Source organism: Bacteroides caecicola, from assembly GCF_023337095.1.
GTDB lineage: Bacteria > Bacteroidota > Bacteroidia > Bacteroidales > Bacteroidaceae > Phocaeicola > Phocaeicola gallinarum.
Genome location: NZ_JAMBLM010000011.1, coordinates 25,400 through 40,758, shown reverse-complemented (window position 1 = coordinate 40,758; position 15,359 = coordinate 25,400). Strand labels below are relative to the sequence as shown.

Annotated in this window: 14 protein-coding genes and 2 tRNA genes; 6 read left to right on the top strand and 10 right to left on the bottom strand. The window is 44.3% G+C overall.

Annotation, left to right across the window (positions count from 1 at the left end):
• Nucleotides 1-72 precede the first annotated feature (72 nt).
• From M3085_RS11065 to M3085_RS11055, 3 genes are all read right to left on the bottom strand, one after another.
• Complete coding sequence (locus M3085_RS11065; protein WP_249053013.1) at nucleotides 73-1,236, bottom strand: MalY/PatB family protein; 1,164 nt, start codon at nucleotides 1,234-1,236, stop codon at nucleotides 73-75.
• A gap of 16 nt (nucleotides 1,237-1,252) precedes the next feature.
• On the bottom strand, nucleotides 1,253-2,101 hold the full coding sequence (locus M3085_RS11060; protein ID WP_249053012.1) for a DUF3737 family protein: 849 nt from the start codon (nucleotides 2,099-2,101) through the stop codon (nucleotides 1,253-1,255).
• 136 nt (nucleotides 2,102-2,237) lie between these two features.
• The gene (locus M3085_RS11055) at nucleotides 2,238-3,662 is read right to left on the bottom strand and encodes an MATE family efflux transporter (protein ID WP_249053011.1); all 1,425 of its coding nucleotides are present in this window, start codon (nucleotides 3,660-3,662) and stop codon (nucleotides 2,238-2,240) included.
• 401 nt (nucleotides 3,663-4,063) lie between these two features.
• On the opposite strand from M3085_RS11055, the gene M3085_RS11050 reads away from it, so the two are divergent.
• Together M3085_RS11050 and crcB are read left to right on the top strand one after the other, a co-directional pair.
• Nucleotides 4,064-4,960, top strand: coding sequence for a helix-turn-helix domain-containing protein (locus tag M3085_RS11050; protein ID WP_191710076.1), 897 nt, complete (start codon nucleotides 4,064-4,066; stop codon nucleotides 4,958-4,960).
• Nucleotides 4,961-4,971: 11 nt separating this feature from the next.
• Nucleotides 4,972-5,334 (top strand): fluoride efflux transporter CrcB, encoded by a 363-nt coding sequence (crcB, locus tag M3085_RS11045; protein ID WP_178257604.1) that lies wholly within the window; start codon nucleotides 4,972-4,974, stop codon nucleotides 5,332-5,334.
• A gap of 5 nt (nucleotides 5,335-5,339) precedes the next feature.
• Here the strand turns inward: crcB and M3085_RS11040 are convergent, their stop codons facing one another.
• From M3085_RS11040 to M3085_RS11030, 3 genes are read right to left on the bottom strand one after another with little or no spacing between them, the layout of a single operon-like run.
• Nucleotides 5,340-6,116 carry an MBL fold metallo-hydrolase gene (locus M3085_RS11040; RefSeq protein ID WP_249053010.1) on the bottom strand — a complete coding sequence of 259 codons (777 nt, stop codon included), beginning with the start codon at nucleotides 6,114-6,116 and terminating at the stop codon, nucleotides 5,340-5,342.
• The gene (gene murB / locus M3085_RS11035; RefSeq protein WP_249053009.1) at nucleotides 6,113-7,126 is read right to left on the bottom strand and encodes a UDP-N-acetylmuramate dehydrogenase; all 1,014 of its coding nucleotides are present in this window, start codon (nucleotides 7,124-7,126) and stop codon (nucleotides 6,113-6,115) included. Before murB ends, M3085_RS11040 begins: the two co-directional genes overlap by 4 nt.
• An 11-nt stretch (nucleotides 7,127-7,137) precedes the next feature.
• The gene (locus M3085_RS11030) at nucleotides 7,138-8,004 is read right to left on the bottom strand and encodes a DUF4348 domain-containing protein (protein ID WP_178257607.1); all 867 of its coding nucleotides are present in this window, start codon (nucleotides 8,002-8,004) and stop codon (nucleotides 7,138-7,140) included.
• 147 nt (nucleotides 8,005-8,151) lie between these two features.
• On the opposite strand from M3085_RS11030, the gene pheS reads away from it, so the two are divergent.
• Nucleotides 8,152-9,171 (top strand): phenylalanine--tRNA ligase subunit alpha, encoded by a 1,020-nt coding sequence (gene pheS / locus M3085_RS11025; protein ID WP_249053008.1) that lies wholly within the window; start codon nucleotides 8,152-8,154, stop codon nucleotides 9,169-9,171.
• Nucleotides 9,172-9,236: 65 nt separating this feature from the next.
• The gene (locus tag M3085_RS11020) at nucleotides 9,237-10,436 is read left to right on the top strand and encodes an MFS transporter (RefSeq protein ID WP_178257609.1); all 1,200 of its coding nucleotides are present in this window, start codon (nucleotides 9,237-9,239) and stop codon (nucleotides 10,434-10,436) included.
• 21 nt (nucleotides 10,437-10,457) lie between these two features.
• On the opposite strand, the gene M3085_RS11015 is transcribed toward M3085_RS11020, so the two are convergent.
• The 4 genes from M3085_RS11015 to folD form a co-directional block, all read right to left on the bottom strand.
• Nucleotides 10,458-11,597: a hypothetical protein gene (locus M3085_RS11015; RefSeq protein ID WP_191710073.1), complete on the bottom strand. Its 1,140-nt coding sequence runs from the start codon at nucleotides 11,595-11,597 to the stop codon at nucleotides 10,458-10,460.
• Between the two features lie 230 nt (nucleotides 11,598-11,827).
• Nucleotides 11,828-11,901 (bottom strand) — tRNA-His (locus M3085_RS11010).
• A 51-nt stretch (nucleotides 11,902-11,952) separates the two neighbouring features.
• Nucleotides 11,953-12,026: transfer RNA gene (locus M3085_RS11005), tRNA-His, on the bottom strand.
• 127 nt (nucleotides 12,027-12,153) lie between these two features.
• Complete coding sequence (folD, locus tag M3085_RS11000; protein WP_191710072.1) at nucleotides 12,154-13,035, bottom strand: bifunctional methylenetetrahydrofolate dehydrogenase/methenyltetrahydrofolate cyclohydrolase FolD; 882 nt, start codon at nucleotides 13,033-13,035, stop codon at nucleotides 12,154-12,156.
• Between the two features lie 315 nt (nucleotides 13,036-13,350).
• Here folD and M3085_RS10995 point away from each other — a divergent pair, with 315 nt between their 5' ends.
• Together M3085_RS10995 and M3085_RS10990 are read left to right on the top strand one after the other, a co-directional pair.
• Nucleotides 13,351-14,442 (top strand): N-acetylmuramoyl-L-alanine amidase family protein, encoded by a 1,092-nt coding sequence (locus M3085_RS10995; RefSeq protein WP_410554648.1) that lies wholly within the window; start codon nucleotides 13,351-13,353, stop codon nucleotides 14,440-14,442.
• Between the two features lie 15 nt (nucleotides 14,443-14,457).
• Nucleotides 14,458-15,345, top strand: a complete 888-nt coding sequence (locus M3085_RS10990) for an MlaD family protein (protein WP_249053006.1) — start codon at nucleotides 14,458-14,460, stop codon at nucleotides 15,343-15,345.
• Nucleotides 15,346-15,359: the final 14 nt, after the last annotated feature.

Sequence of the window (15,359 nt, the reverse complement as noted above, 5' to 3'; positions counted from 1 at the left end):
AAAATAAAGAATCCCTTCTAAAAAAGCAAATCAACACAAGAGGCATTCTGCTTCAAAACCAACAGTTAAGAACTATTTGCCATACACATAACTGCGGAATCGCTCCAGCCCCTCTGCCAATACCGAGCGCGGACAAGCTATATTCCACCGCATGAACCCTTCGCCCTCTGCCCCGTACATGGTTCCGGCATTCAGCCACAGCTTACTTTCGTCCAGCAGTTCTTGTTCCAGCACGTCAGAGGTCTTATGGAGTATCGAACAATCCATCCATACCAAATACGTGCCTTCCAAATCGCTTATCGGGAAATCAGGCAAATGGGTACGACAATAATCTTGCATCCATTTATAATTAGCCTGAAGGTAAACGAGCAACTGGTTCAACCATTCCTCACCTTCGGTATAAGCAGCGATGGTAGCCGTTACACCGAAAGGATTTACATCGCACACCTCATTGATGTTTATCGCCTTATCTATTTTCCGCCGGACTTCTTCGTCCGGAACTACGATGTTTGCAATCTGTAATCCGGCTATGTTAAACGCCTTGCTGGGCGAGATGCAGACGATAGCGTGTGCAGAGAAGTCATCGGATATGGAAGCAAAAGGAGTATATGCATGTCCCGGATAAACCAATTCGCAATGAATCTCGTCCGACACAACCGTTACGCCGTGACGGGAACAGATTTCTCCTGCTTTCAGTAATTCTTCGCGCGTCCAAACCCGTCCCACCGGATTGTGGGGATTACAGAGCAAGAAGACTTTTACATCCGGATCGGACGCTTTCCGTTCCAGATCCTCAAAGTCCATCTGCCACGTATTGCCGACACGGAGCAAGGGACTGGCTGCCAACGTACATCCATTATTACGGATAGAAGAAAAGAAACAGTTATACACCGGTGTCTGTACCAACACCTTATCACCGGGAACGGTCAATGCTTTAATTACTGCCGACACAGCCGGCACTACCCCTGAGGTATAAATCATCCACTCACGCTGTATGTTCCACCCGTGACGCCGAGCAAACCAGTCCGTCACCGCCTGATAATAAGCATCCGGAACGCGCGTATATCCGAATATACCGTGAACAACACGCCGCTGCAAAGCCTCGATGATGGCAGGCGACGTACGGAAATCCATATCAGCCACCCACAGGGGCAATACCTCTGCATCCGTCGCACTGTCCCATTTATAAGAAAGCGTCCCCCGGCGGGAAATCACTTCATCGAAATCATACTTCATTTTAATACATCCGAATTTATTCGTTCCATACTTTTATCTTGCAGTCGGCAGGAGCTTTGATGTTTTCGTCCAAGATAATTTCACCATAACTTTCTGCCGTAATGCTTCCCGTACGCGGGTTTTTCACGCTGCGGACCGGACTTTTTACACTTGCCTCCACACTGCTGTACTCAAAAGCCAAATCGCAGTCGTCTGCCATCGTACAGTTCTCCAATATCAAGTTATGGGCATAACATAAGGGTTGCGTCCCCGAAATCTTGCAATTAACCAAACGCAAATTCTTAGAATGCCATCCCAAGTATTCACCCTCCAGTTCCGAATCGTAAACGGTTACATTTTCGGTATTCCAGAACGCATCTTTCGAGTCGATTACGGCATTACGTATTTCTACATTCTTACAATACTGGAAAGAATAGTTTCCCTGCTGGCGATAATTTTCGATACGTATATTTTCGCTGTGCATAAACAGATAGTCTGCATGGGCCACTTCCACGTTTTTCAATTCCACGTTCCGGCAGTGCCAAAGCGTTTCCTGTGCATCCGGAATGCGTACCCGCTCCAGCCGGATACCATCCATTTCACGAAACATTTTCGGCGCTTCAACCAAAGTATCTGTCATTTCCAGATTACGCGAATACCACAGAGCGGCACGGGCGCCTTCGGTAAACAAACAGTTTTTCACCACAAAGCCGTCAACGTGCCAAAAAGGATATTTCCCTTCAAACCGACATCCTACAGCCTCAATGTTCGTACATTCTTTTAATGCAGATTCACCGGCATGGATGGTTACGTTTTCCAAATACAAGTCATGAGATGCAAACAAGGGGCGTTCGCCTCCGTATTCTTTTCCTGATATATGTTCCATAAAATCTTTACTTTTAAATTATTAATCTTACCTTTTTATCATGTTGCAAAGATATACCGTTCACCCTAATGCAGATGTGCATAAATTACTGACGTTATTACCTTGATTACGGATTCACTGCCCGGCAATACTTTTGCTATATCTTATTCATCCAATTTCCTTTTTCCATCCGGAACAAGAATATGATTCCCCGGAAACACAGTTCGATGCACATTGCCAGCCAAACCCCTTTCAAGCCCATCGAAGGAGCCAAAGCAGCAGCCAGCGTCAACCTAACAGCCCAGATGCTGAAGAAGTTCATTAAACAAGGGATTATCGTGCTTCCTGCCCCTACAAAAACACCGTAGGCTACAATGGCGGCGGCAAACATGGGTTCGGCAAACGCTTCGATGCGCAATGCCATTACTCCCAATGAGAGCACTTCGGCATCCGGGGTCATCGAACCGATAATAAGAGGAGCTGCCACATACATTATCACTCCCATGACACCCATTATCGCCATGCCCATGAATACCGTTATCCGGGCAAAACGGCGGGTCAAATCTTTACGTCCCGCGCCCAAACTCTGTCCTACCAGCGTGGTGGCAGCATCAGCTATACCGTAACCGGGCATGTAACACAGACTTTCGGCTGTAATGGCAAACGAATTGGCTGCAATCGAGAAAATACCCAACGGGGCGACGATAACGGTGGTCATAATCTGAGCGCCACATATCACGGCATGTTCTATCCCCATGGGCAGCCCGATGCGAAGCGCTTTTTTCAGGGTGGCAGACTTGATACGGAAACTGCCCCGCTCGCCGGATAACTTTAAGTTAGAGGACCGTGTACAAAGATACCACGTAACCAAACCGGCGGTTACCATTTCTGCCAATCCGGTACCGAGCGCAGCTCCCGCCACTTCCATTCCGGCTCCCGGCATAAAGAACGACAGCCCGAACCAACTCACTTCACGGGAAGGGAAAATAAGAAAGAAATTAAATATCACATCGAGCAGACACATCAACATGCTCAACATGCTGGGCACGCGCATGTTTCCGCTACACCGCAACATACTGCCCGAAAGGAAATTGAGTTGAAGCATGGGTAAGAAAGCCGCATAAATGAAGAAGTAGAGGGACGAATCACCGCAAATTTCATCTTCTCCGCCTAACCAGCGGGGCAACGAACCGCTGATCAGCATACCGACAGCAGCCAACAGGCAAACAAAGACCTGTGTAGCCACGAACGACTGACGAAGCACAGCACGCGCCAGACGCATATCACCTGCACCGATGGCGTGTGCCACTTGGACAGAAAACCCCGTGGCACACGCCACACAAAGTCCGCTGAACAACCATGTAGTAGTCGACACCAAGCCGATGGAAGCCGAAGCCTCAGCACCCAAGCTCCCCACCATCGCAGCATCGATATATTGCATCGCGATGGAAGAAAACTGTGCAACCACGGCCGGGATACTAAGCTGTATGGTCAGTTTTAATTGTTGTCCGAGCGTCATCGGACGCCCCTCGCGTATCAACGCCAATAATAAGTCTGTATTAGTTTTTTCTCTGCCTTCCATATCATCATAATTACAGGCTGCAAAGATAAAAACGAAAAAAGAAATTCCGATAACCTAAATTCCTGTTTAAGTTTTCCGAATCAACAAAAAACATCCCTTCCAAACACAGCCGGTTTATCCCTGAAAACACTACCGTTAGCGTTGGTCATTTCATGCGGATAAGTTGACCGGTTCTATTCGGAAGACACACCTACGCTACGGGTAGAATTTTCATACGCTTCGGAAGCAAGCCTTGAATGATTCAAAAAGGCACCTAAACCACGGATATTCAGCATCTTTACTTACCTCCCGCTTTACCTTAATTACAGAGATAATAACCCAAATTACAGATTCATATAAACGGAGCAAACAAGGTACTAATTTTATTCTTACCTTTGCATCCGTAAACACAAATTAACTTCATGAAAGAAATTCTGGACATCAAAACGGTGCATCAATGTAACAGATGTCTCGGCTGCCAAACGCTCCATCCGTTAGCAAGCGTTATCCGGCTGGACAATACGGACGTGAAAGAACATGGCGTCCGTTTCGATTTCTATGCCATTTTACTGATAGAGAATGAGAAAGAACACATTTGTTGCTGTGGCCGCAAACCTTACGATTTTTCGTATGCCACGATGGTGTTTTTACCGCCCGAACAAACTTTCGACATGACGTATAAACGAGTTTTACCTCAACAGGGATGGCTGCTTGCCTTTCACCCCGACTTACTGTGCGGTACACACTTAAAAGAGGGTATCAAACGTTATACTTTTTTCCAATACCGCAAAGAAGAAGCATTGCACTTGTCTGTCAAAGAAAAAAATAAAATAACCGAGTGTTTACAAGAAATGGATGCCGAACTGCATCACCCGATAGACCGGCACAGCCAAACTTTAATAGTAAGATATATAGAACTACTGTTAGACTATTGTACACGGTTTTACGAACGCCAATTTATCACGCGGGAAAACAAGAACAAACTGATAATAAAACAAACCGATGCAATATTAGACAAATACATAAGTTCAGGAATGCTTCGGCGGGGAAATTATCCTACAACCGACTATTGCGCTGACTTATTAAAACTGTCTCCTTGTTATTTTGAGGATTTGCTGAAGTTTGAAACCGGAAAAACGCTAAAAGAATTTTTTCAAATAAAACTGCTGGAAACCGCAAAAAGAATTTTATTGGAAAAAGAAAGCACTCCGGCTTCGGTAGCTGCCCTGCTGGGATTTGCCAACGTACAACAATTTAATGTCTGGTTTAAGAAAATAACAGGATTCACGCCTAACGTTTATAAGGTTTCACAAAACTAAACTACCTGAATATGATAAAAGAATGTCTTTTAGTAGCTCTTGGAGGGGCTACGGGAAGCATAGCAAGGTATCTGTTGACCTTACTGTCGGCACACCTTGCCATAGCATCCGAAATAGCAACTTTCACTGCAAATGTTATCGGCTCGTTCATAATCGGGCTGCTGATTGCAAGTACCAAAGGAGAAGTCTATCTTTTCGCTGCCATCGGATTTTGCGGAGGCTTTACCACATTTTCTACCTTTTCAGCCCAAACCATACAACTGTTTCAAAACGGACAGCGCATAGAGGGGATTATATACATCGCTGCCAGCGTAATATGTGCGCTGATTTTCGTAGGACTCGGACTTTACATCGGCGGGAAATTCTTGAAATAGCCCGATTACAGCATGATTTCCATACCATCGTAAGCCAAATGAATGTGTTCAGGAAGCAATGCCGACGTTTCAGCGTGTAAGCCTATATCATGGCTCATGTGAATAAAATAGGTTTCACGTGCCCCGATCCGTTTTGCCTTTTCCAATGCCTCGGACAAAGATTGGTGCGTCCAATGTTTCTCAAAACGAAGTGCGTTCATTATCAAGCAATCCAGCCCTTGCAAATAAGAATAGGATTCTTCGGGCAGGGTAAGCATGTCTGTAATCCAAGCCATCTGCCCGATACGATAACCCAATATGGGAAGCTGGCCATGCAGTACGCGGAAAGGCATAATCTCTACCCGTCGCCCCTCACCGTTCGACAACGCAAAAGATTCGCCTGCACGCAAGCGGGTCAAAGGAATATGAGGAATCCCCGGATAGGGATGCTTGACAAAACAATAGGGCATACGGCTTTGCAGACGGTCGGCTACGTAATCTTCGGCGCAAACAGGTATTTCACGGAACGAACAGAAAGGGCGCAAATCATCCAGACCACCCACATGGTCGTAGTGCTCGTGAGTAACCAGTACACCGTCGATGGGGCGGAAATCATTCAGCCGAAGCATCTGTTCACGAAAATCAGGTCCGCAGTCTATCAATACACGCACACCGTTTGTTTCCACCAGTCCCGAACAGCGCAACCGCTTGTCGCGCGGGTCGCTACTCGTGCAGACCTTACAAGTACAACCTATCTGCGGAATCCCTACCGATGTACCACTTCCTAATATTGTAATCTTCATATAATATTGACCTCAGGTTTTATTGTGATACCAAATTTTTCTTCCACGGAACGGATGATTTCTTTTGCCAACCGAACAACTTCTTCTCCTGTGGCTCCTCCCCTGTTCACTAACACCAAAGCCTGTTTCTCATATACACCGGCACGCCCGAGCGATTTACCTTTCCACCCGCAACGTTCTATCAGCCACCCCGCCGGAATCTTAACAAGTCCATCGGCAGCCGGATAGCAGGGCATATCGGGATAAGCCTTCAACAATACTTCGTACTGCGATTTCTCAATAAAGGGATTCATGAAGAAACTTCCGGCATTGCCTATCCGTTTCGGATCGGGTAATTTTGCTTCGCGAATCTTTATAATCAGCCGGCGAATATTATCGAGCGTCAGCTCACACTTTTCTTTTTCCAGCTCTGTACGGATATTCCCGTAATCCAACCGGTATAAAGGATGCTTGCTTAACCGATAAGTTACATAAGTAACGATATATTTGTTTTTCAGTTCTTTCTTAAACACACTTGAACGATAAGCATACTGACATTCTTCAGCACTGAAACGTCTTACGTCTCCGGTCTCAATGCAAACCGCATCAACAAAACGGATTAAATCTTTTACTTCCACGCCGTATGCACCGATATTCTGAACAGCCGACGCACCAACCTCGCCCGGTATCAAAGAAAGATTTTCGGCTCCATACCATCCGCACGACACGGCATAAGATACAAAGTCGTCCCAGACCTCACTGGCACCAACGCAAACTTCCACATAGTCTTTAGTCTGCCCGGTTATTTCATACCCTTTGATGGCAGAATGAAGAATAGTACCTGAATAATCTGATGTAAAAAGCAAATTACTGCCCCCTCCTATCTGCAAAAAAGAAGAACGCTCTTTCTCATTAGCCGAAAGAAAAGTTACCAGTTCGTCTACCGAAACATATTCCACGAACCGGGCAGCCTGAACATTTATCCCAAATGTATTATAAGGAAGCAGAGAATAGTTATTATATTCTTTCATAATCTTGTTTTTCAATCGCTCAAATCTTCAAATTCCATTAACTTCCAAATGCCATGACGACGTTTAAAATATAATGTATTATTGAAGCCATTGCCGAACCCTTTGAACTCAACAATCTTTGTATCCGAATCTTTATTCTCTGACTGACCGTAATGCACATTCGTCAATCGGTCTTTCATCATCGGAGGACGAAAAGCAAACCACTGACCTTCATCAAGAGTTGTTTCAAGAATCTGGAATTCATCTTCCGGATCGGAAGTCACAAACGTCAACGGATTATGCAAACGGCTGCGCTGGAACACCGAATCGCGGGAGAAGTTCTCATAAAACGTAAGGAAATCTTCTTTCGTACTGTCTTTACTTACAGCCTTTGAATGGTGAATATCCACAGCTTCCAGATACCAGCGATTGTCTTTACGCTCGAAATAATAGCGTTGGACTTTCTCTTCCGACAAATAAATCCAATCGACCTGCACACTGTGGATAGAAGTATCTTTTTCTACCTCCATTTCTTCTTCACTATCGAACAAAACCGTATAGACAGGTTCGCAACTGAACAAGGGGTCATATTTCCATTCATCGCGGGCAATACGCTTCACCACCTCGCCCACATAAAATGGACAAGGAAACACCACACGCTTACGCTGAAAACTTTCATCCGAAGCAAAATTATAAAAGAAATCGGCAAAACTCTCGTCAGCGGCGACAGGGACAGCTTCTTCTTCCGCATCTACCTTTTCACAAACCGAATCCGAATGTATCGTCATTGCCGAATCAATTTGCTCTGTCAACGTCTCAAAGGGGTCAACTTGCTTTTTCTTACCCCCACAGGATGCCATTAGCACAAGCAAAAGACACCCGATGATTAATTCTCTCATTTCTTACTGAATAATTCGGAGCAAAAATACCGTTTTTTTCGTTTCGCTATGCCATAAAATACAAGTTTTCTTTTTTATCTAACAAAAAACAAGATATTTCGGTTTTAATCCTTACCTTTGCACCTAACGATAATAAACACAAGAAATATGTTAGCAAAAATAGAACAACTGCTTCAAGAGGTAGAGAATATCACTGCCAGCAACGCCGATGAACTGGAAGCTTTGCGCATCAAATATTTGAGCAAAAAGGGAGTCATTAATGCGCTGATGGCAGATTTTCGCAATGTACCCGCCGAACAAAAGAAAGAAGTGGGTATGAAACTGAACGAATTGAAAAATCGCGCACAAGAGCGTATTGCCGAACTTAAAGATGCTTTCGACAGCAAAGATACCGGAGCGGCAGAATTGGATTTGACACGCACGGCTTACCCGATCGAATTGGGAACTCGCCATCCTCTGAACATCGTTCGTAACGAAATTATTGACATATTCGGCCGAATGGGATTCACCATTGCCGACGGTCCGGAAGTAGAAGATGACTGGCATGTTTTCTCGTCTATGAACTTTGCAGAAGACCATCCGGCACGCGACATGCAAGATACTTTTTTCATCGAAAGCCATCCCGATATTATTCTTCGTACACACACTTCGTCTGTGCAAAGCCGTGTCATGGAAGTTTCACAGCCTCCCATCCGCGTTATTTGTCCGGGACGTGTTTACCGAAACGAAGCCATCAGTTACCGTGCCCACTGTTTCTTCCATCAGGTGGAAGGATTATACATTGATAAAAATGTATCGTTTACCGACCTCAAACAAGTGTTGCTTCAATTTGCACAAGAGATGTTCGGTCCTGAGACCAAAATTCGCTTGCGCCCGTCTTATTTCCCGTTTACCGAACCGAGCGCAGAAATGGACATCAGTTGCGACATTTGCGGCGGAAAGGGTTGTGCTTTCTGTAAATATACCGGCTGGGTGGAAATCTTAGGTTGCGGAATGGTTGACCCCGCCGTACTCGAAGCCAACGGTATCGACAGCAAAGTTTATACCGGATATGCTTTCGGAATGGGTGTAGAACGTATTACAAATCTGAAATACAAAGTAAAAGATTTGCGTATGTTCTCTGAAAACGACACTCGCTTCCTGAAAGAATTCGAATCAGCAAATTAATAACAAAATGCGGATTAACACAGAACAGAAAACGGTGTTAATCCGCATTTAAACTATTTTGCGCCATGAGAAAAGATAGACTTGTCACTCCAAGCTACTGCTTTATTCTGGCAGCCAATTTCTTACTATACTTTGGATTCTGGCTACTTACCCCTGTACTTCCTTTTTATTTATCTGAAATATTTCATTCGTCCAACACTACGATAGGTATCGTACTGTCTTGTTACACCATTTCATCGTTGTGTATCCGGCCTTTTTCCGGCTATCTGCTCGATGCTTTTGCACGAAAACCTCTTTACCTGCTGGCTTATTTCACATTCACACTGATATTCGCCGGCTATATGGTGGCAGGTATGCTGACGATGTTTATCATCTTCCGCATCATACATGGTATTTCGTTCGGAATGGTTACCGTGGGCGGGAATACCATTGTAATCGACATCATGCCGTCTTCACGACGCGGAGAGGGATTGGGGTATTACGGATTGGCAAACAACATAGCCATGTCTATCGGCCCTATGTTCGGATTATTCTTACACAGCGGAGGGGCTTCGTATATTACTATCTTCTCTTATGCGTTAGGCTCTTGCGTATTGGGATTTCTTTGCGCTTGCTTGGTAAAAACGCCATATAAACCTCCGGTAAAGCGCGAACCGATTTCTCTCGACCGCTTTATTTTACTAAAAGGACTTCCTGCCGGATTCAGTTTGTTGCTGCTTTCCATCCCTTACGGAATGACAACCAATTATGTAGCCATGTATGCCCGGCAGATCGGCATCACTGCCGAAACCGGATTCTTTTTCACTTGTATGGCAATGGGTATGGCTATCAGCCGATTATTCAGCGGACGTTTGGTAGACAAGGGCATGGTTACGCAGGTTATCGCTGCCGGACTTTACTTGGTGTGCTTCTGTTATTTCGGACTAACGGCATGTGGGTGGCTGATTGATTGGAGTTACAGTTTTACTACCTGCTCTTTCTTCGCAATCGCCCTCTTGCTCGGAATAGGATTCGGGACTATGTTTCCGGCTTACAACACCTTGTTTGTCAACCTTGCTCCCAATAACCAACGCGGCACAGCTACCAGCACTTACCTGACTTCATGGGATGTAGGCATCGGTATAGGAATGTTAACCGGAGGATATATTGCCGAAATAGCATCATTCCGCATTGCCTATATGTTCGGAGCAACCCTTACGGTTGTTTCACTGTTATACTTTCATTTGAAAGTGACTCCACATTTTCAAAAGTATAAACTAAGATAAGTGACTTAGCCTAATCCGACATCAATCTTTATAAGTAAAAACAAAAATATGAGATAACCTGTTTTCTACTTCGGTTATTTGTACAGACAAGATGAAAGAACGGAATAAATTAGGGTGAGCCAATATAAATGGAGATAAATAAGCACTATAAAGTTCGGGCGAACGAGATACTTTATCCATATCCGCCACCATAATAAAAGAGGCATCACGCGACAAGTTAGACACGCATTCGTCAAACAGCGAGTGAGAAGGCAAAGCTATCACTCCGGATATATAAGAAGCTATTTTATCTGTTCCTGACAGAACCAATAAACTATCTTCTTTTATTTCATTGATGCCATGCAATAAATCAACCGATTTCTGTATGCAGGAATCAGGCTCATACATTCCCCCGCTCAAATAAAACACATCACTGTTAAGATGAATATCGAACTCACTCCAGCAGTGCTGTCTGTCTTCAGCAGAAGCAAGTAACGGAAGCGAAGGCACACGCCCGTATAAAGTCATGAAATTAGTCGACTTATCCCGATAAACTGCATTAAAAATCGAATCGTTGCGCAAAGAAAGATTGTCTCGCTTTGCATCAATAACGTCTTCAATCAAACGTTTTTGGTAACTTACCGCCAAGAAACCGCTTTCTTCATAAACGGCAACAAAATTCGATGCGCCTATCGGATATATTTCTATTTTCTCGCCCCGGTAAGTTTCTTTCTTCGGTGTAAAGTTTACTCCGTATTTCTCACAAATAGCATCTACCACTTTTTCCTTGCCGCCTTTGCCTACACGGAAATAAACCACGATGTCTTGGGCCGTACTGGGTGCATGAAAACTTATCAGTACGTGGTTCATTTGTCCGCTCAAGCCGTGTGCACTACGAACAGCATACCTGCTCAAGTCGCTGAATATGGCGTCTGTTATCCCCGCCCTACTTAACGTATCCATCTGGGAGGCGTATGCAGTCTGCGGGATTTCATTCATAAAAAATTCCAGATTATCGGTTTCAAGCACTCCTACGCTATTTTGCGGAACAAACGACAGTACATCTACATCTTGTCCCTTATCCGTAGCACTTAATTGGGCAAAGCCATAAAGCCCTATTCCGATACAAAACAGAATAACGGAAAGAATGATACCCAACTTTGCCACCGTGCGAAATTTCATGTCATCAGAAGTATTTGATGCAAATATAGCAAATTCTTTTTAAATAATACAAAAAAACAATACATTTATTCGTCTTCTCTTCTCGAAAGATTTGCTTGTTCAAATATCTCTCCGTTGGGGTGTGACGATTGTTTTCAAAGATGTCTCACGATTCTTGCAAAGCCACTGGAAAACACGAAATGATTACAACAAAAAAAGAGGAATTCATCGCTGAAATCCCTCTCCTTCGGGGTGACTAGTGGGACTCGAACCCACGACATTCAGAACCACAATCTGACGCTCTAACCAACTGAACTATAGTCACCATGAACATATAGATAATAAAAAACTTTCTCAAAGCATCCCTCTCTCGGAGGGTGACTAGTGGGACTCGAACCCACGACATTCAGAACCACAATCTGACGCTCTAACCAACTGAACTATAGTCACCATGTCAGCTTGCTTTTCAAAAGCGATTGCAAAGGTAGACATTTCTTCCGACTTTGCAAATTTTTCAGACGTTTTTTATTGCCTACCCGCATATTTTATCTGAAATCAAGCCGATAACAGAGGTTTATTACTTATAAATAGCTTTCTTTCCGGCAAGCAAGGTGTTGCGCATCAATGAAACGATGGTCATCGGACCTACCCCACCCGGTACGGGAGTGATAAACGAACACTTCGGAGCAACTTCGTCAAATTTCACATCGCCCGTGAGCTTGAATCCTGATTTTTTTGTGGCATCAGGCACACGTGTGGTACCTACGTCGATTACTACCGCACCTTCTTTTACCATTTCCGCCTTTACAAAATTCGGCTGGCCCATTGCGGCTATCAATATATCTGCCTCCTGACATTCCTTAACCAAATCGCGGCTACGGCTGTGACATACCGTAACGGTCGCATCGCCCGGATAGGCTTTCTGCATCATCAGGGCAGCCATCGGTTTGCCCACGATATTGCTTCGACCTAATATTACACATTTTTTCCCTTGAGTTTCAATATTGTAGCGTCTCAACAGCTCCAAAATACCGTTCGGAGTGGCCGATACGTAGCAGGGTAAGCCGATGGACATACGGCCTACATTTATCGGATGAAAACCGTCTACATCTTTACGGTAGTCGATGGTTTCAATCACTTTCTGTTCTGAAATATGCTTCGGCAAAGGAAGTTGGACGATAAATCCGTCTACATCGTCATCGGCATTCAGTTCGCGCACTTTTGCCAGCAACTCATCTTCTGTTACATCAGACTCATAACGAATCAGCGTCGACTTAAAACCACAAACTTCACATGCTTTTACTTTTGCTGCCACATACGTCTCACTTCCCCCGTCATGTCCCACAAGGATTGCTGCCAAATGAGGACGCTTGCCGCCATTGGCAACTATGTCAGCGACTTCAGCCGCTATTTCCCGCTTCACTTGTTCTGAAACGGCTTTTCCGTCAATCAATGTCATAACAATAAATATTTTTATAAAATCCGTTATTCAACAAATATAGCGAAAGGCAAGCGCAGAAGAAAACCGAAAATACTGGTTTCGAGTTTTACGCTGCCGAGCCACATCCTATATTCAACAAATATACGCAAAAAACAGCATTTGATAGGATTTTTCGATGTTTTTATAGCTTTTATTTATGAATATCCTTTTCTTTCTTGGCGGAAAAACGGTTATCCGCAAAAAAACTATTAACTTTGTCCCGATTGTAAAGTTATGCGAATAAGAAGAAACTACATAATTATATTGTTATCAGGTATCTTGGCTTGTTTGGCTATGCTCCAGCCGGATAGCCTGTATGCTTCTCCGACAGACAAAACCTTTACCGTAGTCATCGATGCCGGACATGGAGGACATGACCCCGGAGCCATAGGCAAACGCGGACGGGAAAAGAACATCAACCTTAGCGTGGCCTTGAAAGTAGGAAGGCTCATTAAAGAAAACTGCCCCGATACAAAGGTGATTTACACACGCGATAAAGACATATTCGTGCCGCTTCACCGGAGGGCCGAAATAGCCAATAATGCTAAAGCAGACTTGTTTATCTCGATACATACCAACTCCATTGCTTCGCGTACAGCGCAAGTGAGCGGAACAGAAACGTACACGTTGGGACTCCACCAGACGCAGGAAAATCTGGAAGTGGCAAAAAAAGAAAACTCGGTTATTCTTATCGAAGATGACTATACGCAACAATATGCAGGATTTAATCCAAACTCTTCGGAAAGCTATATCATTTTTGAATTCTTGCAAGACAAAAACATGGCGCAAAGCGTAAATTTTGCCCAGTTGGTACAAAAACAGTTCCGTGCCGAAAACCGTACGGACAAAGGGGTTCACCAAGCCGGATTTCTCGTACTGCGCGAAACAACAATGCCCAGCGTACTGATAGAGTTGGGATATATTACCAACCCGGCAGAAGAACGTTTTTTATTGTCGGATGCAGGCAGTTCAACGCTGGCACGGAGCATTTATAAAGCATTTCTTAACTACAAGCAAGGCAAAGGGAAAGATGTAAGCGTACCACAGCCTCAGCAAGCAGACCGACAGGTAGAAACCGAACAGCCTGTGGTGACAGAAGAAACAACTACTTCACGACCCGTATTTAAGATACAAATCCTGACCGCTTCGAAAGTTTTGCCCAAAGGCAGCAGACAACTGAAAGGACTTTCGCCGGTAGATTATTACCGCGAAGGCGGATTGGTGAAGTATACTTACGGAGCAGAAACCGATTATAACAAAATACTCCGATTGAAACGCAATAAAGTAGACAGCAAATTCAGCGATGCTTTTATCATCGCATTCCGGGGCGAACAAAAAATGGATGTAAACCAAGCCATCAAAGAATTTAAGAACAACCGAAAATAAAAAAAGAAAAATTATATGAAGAAAGAAATGAAAATAGGTTTGACGGGAATCACGGCACTGGTGGTTCTGTTCTTCGGTATCAATTACCTGAAGGGTATCAACATGTTTAAACCTGAAAGCTATTATTATGTAGAGTTTACAAACATCAACGGACTATCTCAATCCAGCCCTGTGTTTGCCAACGGATTTAAAGTTGGTATCATACGCGATATCCAGTATAATTACAACAAACCGGGACACGTGGTGGTAGGTATGGAAATCGACCAGAACATGCGCATCCCTTCGGGAAGTAAGGCTGAGCTGGTTACTGAAATGCTGGGAACTGTCAAGATGAACTTGCTTTTAGACCATGGTTCTTCTAATTTTTACAATCCGGGCGACACGCTTACCGGAGTAGCAAACGATGGCATTTTAGGGGCTGCCGAAAAAGACCTGTTGCCTCAGATACAGAAAATGCTTCCCAAACTCGACTCTATCATGGGGTCGCTGAACCGTTTGCTTTCTGATCCGGCGTTAGCCAATACTTTACATAATGCAGAAAAGCTGACGGCATCGCTTGATGCCGCCGGAAAACAGCTCAACCGACTGATGTCTGAGGATATTCCGCAAATTACAGATAATGCTGCAAAAATCACCGCCAACTTAGAAACCATCAGCGGCAACCTGAAAGACATTGACTACGCATCGACTTTCACCAAAATAGATTCAACCCTACAAAATGTTCATACGCTGACAGCCAAACTGAACCGAAAAGATAATACACTGGGACTGCTGATGAACGATTCATCGCTTTACAATAACCTGAACGCTACATCTGCCAATGCTGCCAGTCTGCTGAAAGACCTGCAAGAGCATCCGAAACGCTACGTTCATTTTTCTCTTTTCGGGAAAAAAGACAAATAAAAAAGAGAGCCACA

Bases quoted from the DNA above. Each gene is read 5' to 3' on its own strand.
- M3085_RS11065 (WP_249053013.1), bottom strand. From the start codon at position 1,236: ATGAAGTATGATTTCGATGAAGTGATTTCCCGCCGGGGGACGCTTTCT.
- M3085_RS11060 (WP_249053012.1), bottom strand. From the start codon at position 2,101: ATGGAACATATATCAGGAAAAGAATACGGAGGCGAACGCCCCTTGTTT.
- M3085_RS11055 (WP_249053011.1), bottom strand. From the start codon at position 3,662: ATGGAAGGCAGAGAAAAAACTAATACAGACTTATTATTGGCGTTGATA.
- M3085_RS11050 (WP_191710076.1), top strand. From the start codon at position 4,064: ATGAAAGAAATTCTGGACATCAAAACGGTGCATCAATGTAACAGATGT.
- crcB (WP_178257604.1), top strand. From the start codon at position 4,972: ATGATAAAAGAATGTCTTTTAGTAGCTCTTGGAGGGGCTACGGGAAGC.
- M3085_RS11040 (WP_249053010.1), bottom strand. From the start codon at position 6,116: ATGAAGATTACAATATTAGGAAGTGGTACATCGGTAGGGATTCCGCAG.
- murB (WP_249053009.1), bottom strand. From the start codon at position 7,126: ATGAAAGAATATAATAACTATTCTCTGCTTCCTTATAATACATTTGGG.
- M3085_RS11030 (WP_178257607.1), bottom strand. From the start codon at position 8,004: ATGAGAGAATTAATCATCGGGTGTCTTTTGCTTGTGCTAATGGCATCC.
- pheS (WP_249053008.1), top strand. From the start codon at position 8,152: ATGTTAGCAAAAATAGAACAACTGCTTCAAGAGGTAGAGAATATCACT.
- M3085_RS11020 (WP_178257609.1), top strand. From the start codon at position 9,237: ATGAGAAAAGATAGACTTGTCACTCCAAGCTACTGCTTTATTCTGGCA.
- M3085_RS11015 (WP_191710073.1), bottom strand. From the start codon at position 11,597: ATGAAATTTCGCACGGTGGCAAAGTTGGGTATCATTCTTTCCGTTATT.
- folD (WP_191710072.1), bottom strand. From the start codon at position 13,035: ATGACATTGATTGACGGAAAAGCCGTTTCAGAACAAGTGAAGCGGGAA.
- M3085_RS10995 (WP_410554648.1), top strand. From the start codon at position 13,351: ATGCTCCAGCCGGATAGCCTGTATGCTTCTCCGACAGACAAAACCTTT.
- M3085_RS10990 (WP_249053006.1), top strand. From the start codon at position 14,458: ATGAAGAAAGAAATGAAAATAGGTTTGACGGGAATCACGGCACTGGTG.